General features: G+C 61.4%; 13 protein-coding genes, 1 tRNA gene, 1 other RNA gene and 1 pseudogene. 6 read left to right on the top strand and 10 right to left on the bottom strand.

Annotation, left to right across the window (positions count from 1 at the left end; all coding sequences use genetic code 11):
* Nucleotides 1–429: 429 nt before the first annotated feature.
* Nucleotides 430–1,032: a class I SAM-dependent methyltransferase gene (locus NDI54_RS17770; RefSeq protein WP_310897778.1), complete on the bottom strand. Its 603-nt coding sequence runs from the start codon at nucleotides 1,030–1,032 to the stop codon at nucleotides 430–432.
* A gap of 99 nt (nucleotides 1,033–1,131) precedes the next feature.
* Here NDI54_RS17770 and NDI54_RS17765 point away from each other — a divergent pair, with 99 nt between their 5' ends.
* Nucleotides 1,132–2,817: an acyl-CoA synthetase gene (locus NDI54_RS17765; protein ID WP_310897777.1), complete on the top strand. Its 1,686-nt coding sequence runs from the start codon at nucleotides 1,132–1,134 to the stop codon at nucleotides 2,815–2,817.
* 369 nt (nucleotides 2,818–3,186) lie between these two features.
* Here NDI54_RS17765 and ffs read toward each other — a convergent pair.
* Both ffs and NDI54_RS17755 read right to left on the bottom strand, forming a co-directional pair.
* An RNA gene (gene ffs, locus NDI54_RS17760) (signal recognition particle sRNA) lies at nucleotides 3,187–3,499 on the bottom strand.
* A gap of 78 nt (nucleotides 3,500–3,577) precedes the next feature.
* On the bottom strand, nucleotides 3,578–3,991 hold the full coding sequence (locus NDI54_RS17755; protein WP_310897776.1) for a DUF7548 family protein: 414 nt from the start codon (nucleotides 3,989–3,991) through the stop codon (nucleotides 3,578–3,580).
* A 79-nt stretch (nucleotides 3,992–4,070) separates the two neighbouring features.
* Between NDI54_RS17755 and NDI54_RS17750 the strand changes: the two genes are divergently transcribed.
* The 3 genes from NDI54_RS17750 to NDI54_RS17740 all read left to right on the top strand — a co-directional run bounded on the left by NDI54_RS17750 (nucleotide 4,071) and on the right by NDI54_RS17740 (nucleotide 6,330).
* Nucleotides 4,071–4,346 carry a DUF5798 family protein gene (locus tag NDI54_RS17750; protein ID WP_310897775.1) on the top strand — a complete coding sequence of 92 codons (276 nt, stop codon included), beginning with the start codon at nucleotides 4,071–4,073 and terminating at the stop codon, nucleotides 4,344–4,346.
* A 74-nt stretch (nucleotides 4,347–4,420) separates the two neighbouring features.
* Nucleotides 4,421–4,495: transfer RNA gene (locus NDI54_RS17745), tRNA-Arg, on the top strand.
* Between the two features lie 446 nt (nucleotides 4,496–4,941).
* The gene (locus NDI54_RS17740; protein ID WP_310897774.1) at nucleotides 4,942–6,330 is read left to right on the top strand and encodes an ATP-binding protein; all 1,389 of its coding nucleotides are present in this window, start codon (nucleotides 4,942–4,944) and stop codon (nucleotides 6,328–6,330) included.
* A 445-nt stretch (nucleotides 6,331–6,775) separates the two neighbouring features.
* Here the strand turns inward: NDI54_RS17740 and NDI54_RS17735 are convergent, their stop codons facing one another.
* The 6 genes and pseudogenes from NDI54_RS17735 to NDI54_RS17715 form a co-directional block, all read right to left on the bottom strand.
* Nucleotides 6,776–7,171 (bottom strand): cupin domain-containing protein, encoded by a 396-nt coding sequence (locus NDI54_RS17735; protein WP_310897773.1) that lies wholly within the window; start codon nucleotides 7,169–7,171, stop codon nucleotides 6,776–6,778.
* Nucleotides 7,172–7,275: 104 nt separating this feature from the next.
* Nucleotides 7,276–7,350 (bottom strand): annotated as a pseudogene (locus NDI54_RS21470) (PIN domain-containing protein); the annotation flags it as partial.
* A gap of 9 nt (nucleotides 7,351–7,359) precedes the next feature.
* Nucleotides 7,360–7,590, bottom strand: a complete 231-nt coding sequence (locus NDI54_RS17730) for a hypothetical protein (RefSeq protein ID WP_406600204.1) — start codon at nucleotides 7,588–7,590, stop codon at nucleotides 7,360–7,362.
* 148 nt (nucleotides 7,591–7,738) lie between these two features.
* Nucleotides 7,739–8,617, bottom strand: coding sequence for a mechanosensitive ion channel family protein (locus NDI54_RS17725; RefSeq protein WP_310897823.1), 879 nt, complete (start codon nucleotides 8,615–8,617; stop codon nucleotides 7,739–7,741).
* On the bottom strand, nucleotides 8,617–8,865 hold the full coding sequence (locus NDI54_RS17720; RefSeq protein WP_310897771.1) for a YhbY family RNA-binding protein: 249 nt from the start codon (nucleotides 8,863–8,865) through the stop codon (nucleotides 8,617–8,619). The genes NDI54_RS17725 and NDI54_RS17720 overlap by 1 nt, the downstream gene beginning before the upstream one ends.
* A gap of 52 nt (nucleotides 8,866–8,917) precedes the next feature.
* Nucleotides 8,918–9,205 (bottom strand): ribonuclease P protein component 4, encoded by a 288-nt coding sequence (locus NDI54_RS17715; RefSeq protein WP_004591847.1) that lies wholly within the window; start codon nucleotides 9,203–9,205, stop codon nucleotides 8,918–8,920.
* A gap of 208 nt (nucleotides 9,206–9,413) precedes the next feature.
* On the opposite strand from NDI54_RS17715, the gene NDI54_RS17710 reads away from it, so the two are divergent.
* Nucleotides 9,414–10,463 carry a glycosyltransferase family 4 protein gene (locus NDI54_RS17710; RefSeq protein ID WP_310897770.1) on the top strand — a complete coding sequence of 350 codons (1,050 nt, stop codon included), beginning with the start codon at nucleotides 9,414–9,416 and terminating at the stop codon, nucleotides 10,461–10,463.
* A gap of 39 nt (nucleotides 10,464–10,502) precedes the next feature.
* On the opposite strand, the gene NDI54_RS17705 is transcribed toward NDI54_RS17710, so the two are convergent.
* On the bottom strand, nucleotides 10,503–11,825 hold the full coding sequence (locus NDI54_RS17705) for an MFS transporter (protein WP_310897769.1): 1,323 nt from the start codon (nucleotides 11,823–11,825) through the stop codon (nucleotides 10,503–10,505).
* A gap of 120 nt (nucleotides 11,826–11,945) precedes the next feature.
* Between NDI54_RS17705 and NDI54_RS17700 the strand changes: the two genes are divergently transcribed.
* Complete coding sequence (locus tag NDI54_RS17700; protein WP_310897768.1) at nucleotides 11,946–13,049, top strand: glycosyltransferase; 1,104 nt, start codon at nucleotides 11,946–11,948, stop codon at nucleotides 13,047–13,049.
* Nucleotides 13,050–13,064 lie beyond the last annotated feature (15 nt).

Raw genomic sequence — 13,064 nt, 5'->3', positions numbered from 1 at the left:
TGTATCGCTAGAAAGAACTATATAAAAACTCGTAAATAGTGCATATTTACCGAATCTGATCGAGTTCTCCGCTTGGAATTTCGTACTACTATTTTAAAGTATCGGCTCAGAACTCCTGTGATCGCCTGTCCGCCTGTCCGGAATTCGTACTGCCTGTTCCACGTTGGAAAACTCGCACGCGGTGGCCCTGACAGACGATCCAGGCCTGCTTGGATCGCGGTAACTGAATGCGCTATTCGACATATCCGCTGTGGTATCTGTCTCTAAAATCTTGGTAGCAGCATTTCACATCATATTGGCCCTCACTGTATTCATATATGTATATATTTGCAGAAACGCTCTCGTTAGATCCCTAAGGTAGTATTTCTAGATACATATACTAGAATACAGAGATAAACAGCGGAATACCCTTCCTCAATCCCTTTTGATCTATTCCGGTGGCTGGAATACCCGGACAGTGTCCCGGTTGCCGTCCATTGAGTCGGTTTCGATGAGATCACATGCTGTGAACACTGCGTTCCAGTCCCTGTAGTACAGCGGGACGTTATCGTCGACGTAGTTTACCTCACCCGCAGTGCCACCTTCGTTCTCGACAGTGATCAGCAGGTCATCGACGATCCGTGCCAGTTCCTCAAACGCCCAGTCGACATCCGGATGCAGATGCTGCAGCGTTTCGACGGAAAAGACGACATCGTACGCGTCGTCCACGACATCCGTGACGAACTCCTCGATGGCCATCGCGTGAAACGAGCCACTTGCCGCGAGCTCGGGGTACGTCTCGGCGAGGACATCTAACGCATCGGCGTTGATGTCGACGCCGGTCAGATCAGAGAAGCCAGCGTCGGACAGCGCAGCGAGATGCCGCCCGGAGCTACACCCCACCTCTAGAATAGCCGCGTCTTTCTCGACGTGCTCTTCGAGAATCGACCGCACCAGCTCACTCGTCTCGTCCGCGCCGTAGTACGCATAATACGTCGGAGAATACTCTCCGGACCGCTCGGCCCATTCCGCACGGATGTCGTTTGAGTCCACGGTAACCCCCCGGGGCGGGCACGGAAAGGTCTGCCGGCTCCGCCGTGGTGTCAGCGTCCCGACCGAAAAACGCAACACCTTCGCTGACGAGGGGTCGGCATGGTCTGGACAGTGATGCCGGACTTCGAGGGGGACGACGAGGCACGGTCCCAGTTCACCTGGGACCTGCCGGAGTCGTATAATCCGGCCGTCGATTTTCTGCGGAAACACGAGAACCCTGACAGGGTGGCGCTCGAACAGGCCTACCCCGATGGGCGGCGCGAACAGTACACGTTCCGCGAACTGGACGAGCTATCTGACCGGCTGGCGGCGGGGTTGGCCGACCTCGGCATCGAGGCCGGCGACCGCGTCGGCGTCGTCGTGCCACAGAAGCCCCAGAACCCGATCACGCACCTGGCGAACTGGAAGCTCGGGGCCGTCTCGATCCCGCTGACGGTCCTGTTCGGGACGGACGCGCTGCAGTATCGGTTAGACGACGCCGACGCGAAAATCGCCGTTATCGACCCGGCCGTGCGAGATGACATCGACGCGGTCAGAGACGACTGTTCGGTGCTGGAACACGTCGTCGAGATCGAAACTGACACACCAGGCGGCGATGTTCACGCCTTCGAGGACGTGCTTGCCGCCCCAGCCGACACCGATATCGAGCCATACGCCTCCACGCCGGACACGGACACCGCGATCATGTACACGAGCGGGTCGACAGGACCGCCCAAGGGTGTCCGCCATTCCCACGCGCTCTGGCTCGGGCGGGCCGCAGCGGCGTACAACTTCTTCGATCAGGGACTGGGACCGGCGGCAACAGTCTGGACACCTGCGGACTGGGCCTGGGGTGCAGCGCTCGGCGGCACCCTGTTCGCGACGTGGCACCACGGCGGTACTATCGTCGGCTACCCCGCCTCGGGGTTCGAGGCCGAGGAAGCGTTCGACCTCCTTGCCGAGTTCGACGTGACCCGGTCGTTCATGCCGGCGACGGCCCTGCGGCTCCTGATGGACGTGGATGACCCGACTGCGACGTACGACCTCGAAATCGAGACGTTCGCCGTCGGCGGCGAGTCGCTGACGCCGGAAATCGTCGATTGGGTTGCGGAAGCCTTCGATTCGGTCACGATCAACGAGTTCTACGGCCAAACAGAGTTGAATCTCGTTGTCGCCAACAACTCGAACTGGTTCGACACCCGGCCAGGGAGCATGGGCAAGCCGCTGCCGGGATATGACCTGGCGATTCTGGACCCCGACGCCGCCGACCGCGGGGTTGCTGAACGCCTTCCAACCGGCGACATCGGCGAGATAGCGCTGCGTCCCCACGACCGCTCGGTGTTCTTCGACGAGTACTGGCACCTGCCGGAGAAGACGGCGGCCAAGGAAGTCGAGAGCTGGTTCGTCACCGGCGACCTGGCCCGGCAGGACGACGACGGCTACGTCTGGTTCAAATCACGCAAGGACGACGTGATTATTACGAGCGGCTACCGCGTCGGCCCGATGGAGGTCGAGAGCGCGATCCTCGAACACCCCGATGTGGTCCAGACCGGTGTCATCGGTGCCCCTGACGACACGCGCGGAGAGATAATCAAAGCCTACGTCGAGGCCGCTGAGGACGCGCCAGACCAGAACACGCTCCGGGCAGAGATCCAATCCGTCGTCCGGAACCAGCTCGCCGAGTACGAGTACCCCCGCGAGATCGAGTTCGCCGAAGCCTTGCCACAGACGACCAGCGGGAAGATCCGGCGGAAAGCGCTACAGGAGTGGAACGCCAACGGTGATTCCACCAGTGAATCTTCGTAGTATCGGTGAAATTGCCGCTGTTAGACTGTAGATAGCTCTATATTCAAGATTTTACATTCAAGGAATCGGAAAGAGATATGAGAAAACCAAAGTTTCTGAGAAGCGCTATCTGAGAGAGGATTTGGTGTATGAAACTGAGAGATATAATACTAAATCTGCGTTAATGGATGTAATCGCACACACCTTTGATTAATTTATCGTCATACGATACACCTGATTGTAGGCAATGAGCAGCCCGTGAATCGTGGCTTTTGTTCTGTATTCCGCTCAGGCGACTCCTGACGGTTGCTCGGATACTCTCGACTGATCAGTTCCGGGAGCGAACTACGGCCACACTGTGCTCTGGAATCGAGAATACAGGTATGAATGGAACGGACAGCCAGGATGGCCCGGCGTTCGGACGCGGGTAATCCCGTTTGCCTCCTCCACCCCGCGACCCCACGAGCGACGGGTGTTCGATGGTCCGCTGCTCACTTCCGTGCCTGGCGGAGTGCCATCGTTTAACCACGTGAGCGCACCCCTGCAGGTGCGACCACGCGGACCGCCGTCCCCGTGGGACGAGGCTTCCACGTTAGCTTACGGGGTCCACGTCCGTCAGACCGGACGCCCCCGGTGTTCGGTCCCCGCTCAAGACCACAGTGCGGGCGAGGAGGGGGGCCTAGCCCCCCGACCTAGTCCATCTGAAACTCCGCCGCCACCCCATAAGGGCCTTTCGGATGCGCCACAGACCGCTGGACGACGCCCCGGTCGGGAGACGGCCCTACAGCAGGTCAAGCGCCCGCGCGAACCACGTGCCACCGAGCGGGATGAGACAGCCGGCGACGACAACAGCCCAGCGGTGGTGTTCCATCAGCGTCGATTCAGTCAGGCCCAGCACGAGGCTTTCGGGGACGGTAACCGCCCAGAGGGCACTGAGAGCGACGATGAACACGCCCATCCCGATGCTCGCGCCCGCCGCGATACTGGGGTCCGAACGGCCCTCCCGGCCGGCCGCTAACACGATGATGCAGACGAGCGCGAACACCCCCGGCAACAGCGGCGAAAGTGCCCCCGAGCCGTAGTACGCCCCCACGGCGCTGGTCGTCTCAACGAGACCGTACGGGACCGCGAGCGCGAGGAGATACAGAACGCAACCGACGATACCGACGGTCGGAGCGAGCCGCAAATCGTCCATACCGTCGCTGCGTCCGGCGTCGTCTTAACAGCGACGTTCGAGCGAAACGAGGAAATGGCCGCTCTCCGTACTCAGGGCTATGGGACTTGGTTCCACCGCGAAAAAAATCCAGAAGGTCGCCGATATCGCCGAGGACCTCTACAAGAAGGTCAACGAGCTGAAGACACAACTGGAGGACTTACGAAGCACCGTCGACGAGACGAACGCCCGTGTCGACGGGATGGAGCAGGACCTGGCCGAACAGCGCGCGCTCATCGAGGCACTCGCCGAGGAACGCGGCGTCGATACGGACGCTGTCGTGGCTGATGTCACCGCTGACGCCGATACAGACGCGGCAGAAGCAGTCTCTGAGTGAGCAGGGGATCGCGGTCGCCTCGCGCGGCGGAACCGGTTGGTTTAAACCATAACGTCGTCATACCACTTTACGTAGGGCGCTTAGCTCAGCTTGGACAGAGTGCTTGGCTTCGGACCAAACCGTCGGGGGTTCAAATCCCTCAGCGCCCGTGACTTCTGCGCGAACGACAGTGAGCGCTGAGAAACGTCGGCTGAGGGATTTGCATCAGGGAGGAGCTTGCTCCGACCGTGGTTCAAATCCCTCAGCGCCCGTGTTCTGCCGCGAGCAAATTCGCGAGCGGCTGCCACCGTAACCTGTGGGATTTGAACCACGCGAGACTCGCTTCGCTCGTCTCGCAGTCGGGTGAAAATCCCTCAGCGCCCGTCCTGGATTTTGACGGTTCAAATCGCCCGATGGCAGTAACTCTATTCGTCGGACGGGCGAAGGCGGAGATTGCTATCGTTCACATATCGAACGGTTCTCTATCGGCACATGTACTCCCTCGTCTCCTGTTGAGAACGACGAGATACCGCCGGGTAAATAGTAAAATCTAGATTAGTAAAATGTAGATTTTGCTAATCAGAAGGATTATCATCGTCCCGCGGATAAGGATAGTATGAGCCCGCGTTTCGTCGACCGTGGGGCTGAACTCGAACTGTTAGAGTCGCGCTTCGAGAGCGAGGCGGCGGAGCTACTCGTCGTGTACGGGCGACAGCGACTCGGCAAGAGTGCGCTCGTTCGTGAAGCAGTTCGAAACCGCGAAAACACCGTGTACTGGCAGGCGACCGAGGAGACCGAAGACGCACAGCTGTCGAACTTTGTCGAGACTGCCAGCGAAACGTTCCCCCTCCTTGACGATATCCAGCGCGACTGGGAACCACTTCTCAGAGCACTTGGCCGGGAGGACGCCGTCGTGATTCTTGATGAGTTCCCGTACCTGATCAAGTCGAACGAGGCGCTCCCGTCCAAGATCCAGCGTGTCTGGGATATGCATCTTCAGGAGACAGCCACGACGCTGGTGCTCGTGGGCTCTTCGATAAGTATCATGGAAGACAAAGTCCTCAGCGGCGGGAGTCCGCTCTACGGCCGACGGACAGGCACCATCGACCTCCCTCCGCTGGACTTGACCGATGCCAGAGCGTTCTATCCCGAAGACGAACCGGATTCAGTCATCCAGTCGTGGGGCGTCTTTGGCGGGACACCGTTCTACCTGCAGGCGCTCACACCGTCGGCGTCGCTCGCGGAGAATATCCAGTCACACATCCTCTCGGAACACGGGGTGTTGCACAACGAGCCGGAGTTCTTGCTTCGAACGGAGTTCGGAATCCGCGAGCCCCAGACGTACTACACAATCCTCCGAGCGATTGCGACCGGAAAGCGAGCGGCCAACGAGATCGCCGATTTCGTCGGGGTCGACTCAAACACGCTCGGTTCGTACCTCTCGAAGCTCCGTCGAATCCGACTCATCGAGCGTGACATTCCCGTCACGGCGAATCCGAACTCGACGCGGAAGAGCCGGTATCGACTCCGAGAGCCGCTGTTCAGATTCTGGTTTCGCTACGTCTACGGTCAGGAGGAAAAACTAACGCAACTGGACGACGACGCTTACGAGCAACTGGTCGAACCGACGTTCACCGACTACATGGGAACGATGTTCGAGCAGGTGTGCCAGAACGCACTCCCATCGCTGATTCCGAAGGTGTATCAGGGGATTGGGTACTGGTGGCATCACCAGCACGAACTCGATGTCGCTGGGCTGGCCGACGACGGCACGCTTGTTGCGGGTGAGTGTAAATACACCACGAGACGGATGACTGAGGGAGACCTAGCCGACCTAGAGCGCAGTACTGGGCAGGTGCAATGGTCTCCGGCAGACGGTACAGAACGGACAGAACACTACTGCTGTTTCTGTCGCTCAGGGTTCTCCGACGACTTGCGACAGACCGCTTCGGAGCGGGCCGACGTATCACTCTTTACGCCTGAAGAGATCGTGACGAATAGATAAATAGAATCAGTTGCTCCGAGAGATCCCACTGAGACCGCCCAAGGTTGATCCAGCAGGGCGCAAATATTCACCGTTCACCACACGAGCGAGCGCCCTCAGCGCCCGTATCGGTTAATACGGCCGAATTGTCTGGGCATTCGACTTCTACTCGCCATATCGAACTCTAGACTTCAGTTCCTTTCGTTCGACAATTGAACGGTCCCGAATTGGAGCAGTGCCGTCCGGCGACCCACGTACATGTACACAAGTCTTCTCAGAGAAAATCAATCGCCGATTGAGGGAGCACCATCGTTAGTGACAGAAACCCACTGGCTTCGAGAACCTACTGGGGCGCTGTCAAGTGGTCCGTGCTGAATACAGAGCGTGTATTCACCAATCGACCAGGACTCGAATCGCCAAAATACTGGGAAGATATTTGAGTGAGGGCGTACGACCGTCTCTGTTATTATGCTTCTATTTCGCTCATCTTCTGCATGACATGATCAAGGGCGTGGCTATGCTCGTCTTGTGGGCTGAACAGGACGAACTCGACACTCTCGTTCTCTGTGAAAATCGTGTGTCCGGGAGGCCAGTAGACGGCCTCACCCGCCTTGTGTACTTCTTCGGTTCCGTCGGCGTACCGGACATGGATTGCGCCGTCCACAATGTATCCCCAGTGGGGACATTGGCACAGGTCGTTTTCCAGCCCTTCAAGCAGTCCCGTGACATCAACGCCAGCAGACATCGTCCCACGGACGACGTCGAACTCCCGTCCCTCGAACGCCCCGAAATCGGTCAGTTGCTGAATGTTCGCGTCTGGTGATTCGACCTTCGCCGGTATCTCTTCTGTCTGTTGGTGCATATTGAGTTTCTACCCGCTTGCAAGATAGGACGCCTAGCCATGTGAACTGGTAGCATTTTCATGTCGGGAGAGTGTGAGGAGCAACTGAGTGACTCACGACCATCCACAATGAGTTCTCGCGTTTTTGAATCAGCGATGAGTGCAGAGATGACGACGTTGGCGTCAATAACCAGCTTCATTCGTCGTCTCTACGCCGATTCCTCGTCAACGCGCGTCCGTCCGCTCTCGTTTATTTTGTCGGCAATCTCCTGCACATCGCTCTCGGTGAGATTGCTCTCACCGGTGAGTTCATTCATCGCTTCGAGCGCCTCGATTTTTTCCTCTATGGCCTGTCGCGTGACCTCGCTCCAGTTGATTTCCGGATGGCTCTCCATTCGCTCTTTGAGGTCGTCGTCCACGTTGACGGTGATACTGGGTATACAGAATCCTATGGACACACAGATTACTGTGTTTTCGGTCTCTGTTAGAAATCTCGAATTCGTGAGCCGCTGCTGCGGTAATCTGTGGTCTTGACTCATACTAGCCACGGTCCGCAGTCCCCCACGTGAGAATACAACCGACGAGTGCTCAGTCGTCAGCCGGTTCCACGACGCTATCCAGCCCGGTCATTTCCAGGCCGCCGCCGATAGTGCGGTTCGGGTACGGGATGTTGATGTCCGCTGCGTCGAACCGCTCTTTGACCGTCTTGACGTATTCGGCGCGGGTCTTGACGAAGTCGGCACGGTTCGGGTCCTCAATCCAGATCCGGGACTGGAGACCGACTGAGGAATCGCCGAGCTCGACCAGTCGAACGGACGGTTCGGGGTCGTCCATGATCTCGGGATGGTTCCGCGCTTCCTCCAGAATGATCTCGGTCGCCTTGTCGATGTCGTCGTCGTAGCCGATGCCGAACATGAACTTCAGTCGGAGCTGGTCCTTGGCGACGGGGTTCTTGATGACGCCGTCGGTCAGGTTCGAGTTCGGCACTGTCAATAGCTCGTTGTCGAACGTTCGGACCCGCGAGACTCGCAGGCTGATGTCCTCGACGACGCCGGAGTTGCCGTCCCACTCGATCCAGTCGCCGATCCGGAACGGCTTGTCGGTGTAGATGAACACGCCAGCGACGAAGTTCTTGATGACATCTTGCATCGCGAAACCGATAGCAAGCGTCGCTGCGGCGGCGATGGTCGCCAGCGACTGCAGGAAGTTCCCATACTCGGCCAGCCCGAAGGCGACGGAGATGGCGACGAACACGATACCGATGCTGACGATCTTCTTGAGCGGTCGCCGGGCATGTGTATCGAGGTCGCGGGACTTGAGCGAGCGGTCGACGATGGGTAGCACAATCGCCTTCCCGAGGACGTAGACGAGAACGAAGACGACGATGAAAACCGCTGCCGAGGCGATGGACCCGGCGGCCGGCACACCGAAGCTTTCGAGCAGGTCGGCGAGCGGTTGGACCTGCATCATTTCTCGAACACCGCGGTGTGACCCCGCACCTGAATGACCTCAGCGTTGACCAGCTCGGCCAGGTCGTCGGCGAGTTCCTCGGCCGTCGTGCCGCCCCGGGACGACCGGAGGAACTTGACCTTCACCAGGTCCGTGTTCTCTAACTGGTCTTCGAGTTCGTCCGCAACGGACTCGATGCCGTGCTTGCCGACGCGGAGCGTCGCGTCGAGGTCGTGTATCCGCGACTGTCGAGAAGAATCACTCATGTACACCGTTTAGCAAGGACAGCCCCTTAAAACCAATAGTCGTAAAGAAACCTCAGTCGTACGGATAGCGCGACTGTGCGCCACAGTCACACGTGATGACGACGTGGCCGGACTGGGTCCGGGACCTGGCGTTGTGCCCATGTAACAGGTACGTATCGCAGGCGTCACACGTCGACCGCTCGAACGACCGCGGCAGGCGCAGGCGGTGGCGTTCGGCGACCCGGCGAGCGCGGCGGACGTACGATCGGGCGCGCTCCTCGTTGCCGGCCTGGACCGCCTCGCGAGCGAGTGACTGGAGGCGCTCGATCCGCTCGCGGGCGATTGTCGCCTCGTCCGTCATTGCCGGTACTGTGTCGGCGGCGGGAAAATGCCTTCCGAACGAGCTAGCAGATGTGAGGCCATAGTTTGGAAACTTCTCGAACAGCCAGAAAGTCCCACCCTGTAGTTGTTTGACCAGCCGAAAAGGGTCGGAGTCTCTCAGCGTATCAGGGCCGTTTCTTTTGGGCGAAGTCGGTAGGATTTTCGGCCCCGGCGGAGTTGCCCGAGACGTGCGCGTCCTGAACTATCTCGAACTGGCCGACCGCCTCGACCGGTCGGGCATCGGCACCGCCGTGGACCACCAGCGGGCGGCGCTGTCCGAGACCGACATCGAGGTGGAGACGACGCCCTGGCAGGAGGGGCATCCGGCGTGGGCACTCGGGGGCAACGTCGCCTTCGACGACCCGGTGTTCCGCGAGTTCGATATCGCTCATTGCAACATGATCGGGCCGGGCTCGGTCGCCGTGGCTCGGTACGCGGACCATGCGGACATCCCGCTCGTCCTCCACGCTCACGTCACCCGCGAGGACTTCCGGGACAGTTTCCGCGGATCGAACCTGATCGCGCCGGCGCTGGGCCGCTATCTGAAGCGGTTCTACTCGCAGGCCGACCTCGTGCTCTGTCCCTCCGAGTACACGAAGGGCATCCTCGAATCCTATCCCGTCGACACGCCGATACGGCCGATGACGAACGGTGTCGATATCGACGCACTGGCGGGCTTCGAGGACCTGCGCGAGGACTACCGACGGCGCTACGATCTGGACGGGATGGTCGTTTTCGCCGTCGGCAACGTCTTCGAGCGCAAGGGGCTGACGACGTTCTGCGAACTCGCCCAGGAGACGGACTATGACTTCGCGTGGTTCGGGCCCTACGACGCCGGACCACAGGCCTCCAAGACCGTCTCGCGGTGGGTGAACGACCCGCCCGAAAACGTGACCTTTACCGGCTGGGTCGAGGACATCCGCGGCGCGTTCGGAGCCGGCGACGTGTACCTGTTCCCGACGAAGGCCGAGAACCAGGGCATCGCCGTGCTGGAGGCGATGGCCTGCGGGAAAGCGGTCGTCCTCTCGGATATCCCGGTGTTCCGGGAGTACTACGAGGACGGCCACGACTGTCTCATCTGTGCGGACGAAGCGGAGTTCCGCGAGGCACTGGAGCGCCTCGCTGAGAACCCCGACCTGCGGGAGCAACTGGGCGAGAACGCCAAAGAGACGGCCAGCGAACACAGCCTGGACCGGGTCGGCCGGCGGCTGGTCGAGACGTACGAAGAACTGGCCTGAGCGGGTCGCGGCGGATGGCTTGAGCGGTCGAAGCGATTGTTACGCTGAAACCGGTTCGCTGTCGACAGACACCGCCGGCGAGCGCCGCCAGACGACTGCGACCAGCGCCGCGCCGACAAGGACCAGCGCGCCAGCGACAGAAAACGCCAGCAGGAAGTCGTAGCCGCCGAGCCAGCCACCGAGTATCGACCCGATACCGCTCGCCAGCCCGGAGATAGCAGTGTACAGCCCGAGCGCTTCACCGCGGATGGCCGACGGCGCGAGCTGGGTGACGACGCTGGCCGCAGTGACGGCGATGACGGCCCAGGCGACGCCGATGAGGACGAACACGATACCGTTGAGAATCGTGCCCACGAGCGTCGCCGAAAGCAGGAGTCCCACGACGGCAACGGCCGGATGGAGCGCTGCGCGGGCGAGCAGGCTCCCGACCTGGAGTCCGCTCGGGTCGTATCGCTCGGTGAGTTTGCCGGCGCGGTCGTACCACAGCGCCGAGCCGACGCTGGAAACGAGATACAGTGCGAAGACGAGTCCCGATTCGTAGCCGAGCGTCCGCGAGAGATACAGCGGCAGCGGCCCCCAGAACACGCCGAAGCCAACGAAAAACGCCACGACGGCCCCGAAGTAGATCGTCAGCGCCGGTGAGAACCGGGCGGCGACCTCCCTGGGATGCATCGACCGCGTGAGCCAGTACAACCGGCCCGGGCCAACCGGGAACGTCGCGCTCCTGACCGGGAGCCGACGCGACCGGGCGATGGCCCGCGCGATCCGGCTGGCCCGCGGGCGGTCGAGTTCGTCGGGGTCGGCCGGTAGCCGTTTCGCCGCGAGAAACGCCGACAGACCGACCGCGGCCGCACACACCCACAGCAGCGACTGCTGGGCGGAAATCGCTCCGAGCGGGGCCGACAACAGCGTCGTCCACACCAGCCCGAGGACTAACCCGCCCGCCCATCCCCAGCCCTGGTAGCGGTTCAGGACGGCGAACCGCGTCGGCCAGTCCCGTTCGACGGTGCCGACGGTGACGAGCAGCGTCAGCACCGGCGCGACAGCACCCGCCGCGAACCACAGTAAGCCGTTGCCGACGATGACCAGCCACGGCTGCTCGGTGAGCGAGACGAGCACCAGCGCGGAGGTCGCCAGTCCCAGCGCGATGAGGACGAGCGACCGGCGCTTCCCTGTTTTGTCGGCGATGCGTCCGAAGATGAGTGCGCCCGGTGCGCCCGCGGCGGCGGCCACCCCCGCGAGGACGCCCAGCATGAACGTCTCGCCGCCGATAGCAACGAAATACAGCGGAACGAGCAACGAGCCCGCGCCCAGTGCCACCGATGCGATTGCCCAGGCGTACAGCCAGCCATCCCGATCCATTATCCCCAATCTACCACGGTCCCCCAAAAGGACTCTGGCACCCACCAACGGGTGACAACTGTCTGACGGGTGGCTTACCAATGGCAACGGTTTAAGCCCTGGTCCTGCTACGCCGCGGCGATGGCACTGCCGCACGTCGCGACGTTCACCGACACGTACCTCCCGACCGTCAATGGGGTGACCTACACGGTCGAGACGTGGCGGGACCGCTGGCGCGACCGCGGCGGTCGCATGGACGTGGTGTATCCGAACAGCGATCACGAGCCCTCCGGCAACGAGTACCCAGTCCGGAGCCTGCCGTTTCCCTTCTACGAGGGGTTTCGCCTAGGGATGCCACAGATACCGAAAGGCGTCCGGGATGCCGAACTGGTCCACGCCCACACCCCCTTCAGCCTCGGGATGGCCGGCCAGCGACTCGCGGGCAAACTCGACGTGCCGTTCGTCGCGTCGTATCACACGCCGACGAGCGAGTACGCCGAGTACGTCTCATTCAACGGCGCTGTCGAGTCGGCGGTCCGCTCCAGCGCCGAGAGCTACGAACGGTGGTTCCTGGGCCGTGCCGACACCGTCATCGCGCCGGGCGAGCGTGCGGCCACGCACCTCCGGGAGTCTATCGACCTCGATACGACGGTGACGGTGGTCCCGAACGGCGTCGACACGACCGTGTTCGAACCGGTCGACACGGCCGCGTTCCGGGACCGCTACGACCTCCCCGACGGCCCCATCGTCGGCTACACCGGCCGCCACGGCTACGAGAAGTGCCTGGAGGACATCATCACCGCCTGCGAGGGCCTGGATGTGACTGTCGTGTTCGGCGGCGACGGGCCGGCCCGGGAATCCCTCGAAGCGACGGCCGAACACAGCGACGTTGACGTGCGCTTCCTCGGCTTTCTCGACCGGGCGGAACTCCCGGAACTCTACTCTACTCTAGACGTGTTCGCGTTCCCCAGCCCCGTCGAGACACAGGGGCTGGTCGCGCTGGAGGCCAACTGCTGTGGCACGCCGGTCGCGGGTGTCGACGCCGGCGCGCTCAGCGACACCATCGAGGACGGCGAGACCGGCTACTCCTACGATGAGGGCGACATCGACGGCTTCCGCCGGGCTATCGAGCGCGTCCTCGACGACCGGGAGCGCCTGCGGGAGCGCTGCGTGGCCCGGCGAAACGTCGTGAGCGTCGAGCACGCAATCGACAAGCTGGCCGACGTGTACGACAGCGTGCTGTAGCTGTCGCCACCGCGG

It is taken from the genome of Haloarcula terrestris (genome assembly GCF_031624315.1).
Taxonomy (GTDB): Archaea; Halobacteriota; Halobacteria; order Halobacteriales; family Haloarculaceae; genus Haloarcula; species Haloarcula terrestris.
The sequence above is the reverse complement of the archived record's forward strand: the minus strand, read 5'-3'. Positions and strand labels throughout refer to the sequence as shown.

What these genes read in the sequence shown, in the direction of transcription:
- NDI54_RS17765 (WP_310897777.1), top strand. Translation starts at nt 1,132, where the DNA reads ATGGTCTGGACAGTGATGCCGGACTTCGAGGGGGACGACGAGGCACGG.
- NDI54_RS17755 (WP_310897776.1), bottom strand. Translation starts at nt 3,991, where the DNA reads ATGGACGATTTGCGGCTCGCTCCGACCGTCGGTATCGTCGGTTGCGTT.
- NDI54_RS17750 (WP_310897775.1), top strand. Translation starts at nt 4,071, where the DNA reads ATGGGACTTGGTTCCACCGCGAAAAAAATCCAGAAGGTCGCCGATATC.
- NDI54_RS17740 (WP_310897774.1), top strand. Translation starts at nt 4,942, where the DNA reads ATGAGCCCGCGTTTCGTCGACCGTGGGGCTGAACTCGAACTGTTAGAG.
- NDI54_RS17735 (WP_310897773.1), bottom strand. Translation starts at nt 7,171, where the DNA reads ATGCACCAACAGACAGAAGAGATACCGGCGAAGGTCGAATCACCAGAC.
- NDI54_RS17725 (WP_310897823.1), bottom strand. Translation starts at nt 8,617, where the DNA reads ATGCAGGTCCAACCGCTCGCCGACCTGCTCGAAAGCTTCGGTGTGCCG.
- NDI54_RS17720 (WP_310897771.1), bottom strand. Translation starts at nt 8,865, where the DNA reads ATGAGTGATTCTTCTCGACAGTCGCGGATACACGACCTCGACGCGACG.
- NDI54_RS17715 (WP_004591847.1), bottom strand. Translation starts at nt 9,205, where the DNA reads ATGACGGACGAGGCGACAATCGCCCGCGAGCGGATCGAGCGCCTCCAG.
- NDI54_RS17705 (WP_310897769.1), bottom strand. Translation starts at nt 11,825, where the DNA reads ATGGATCGGGATGGCTGGCTGTACGCCTGGGCAATCGCATCGGTGGCA.
- NDI54_RS17700 (WP_310897768.1), top strand. Translation starts at nt 11,946, where the DNA reads ATGGCACTGCCGCACGTCGCGACGTTCACCGACACGTACCTCCCGACC.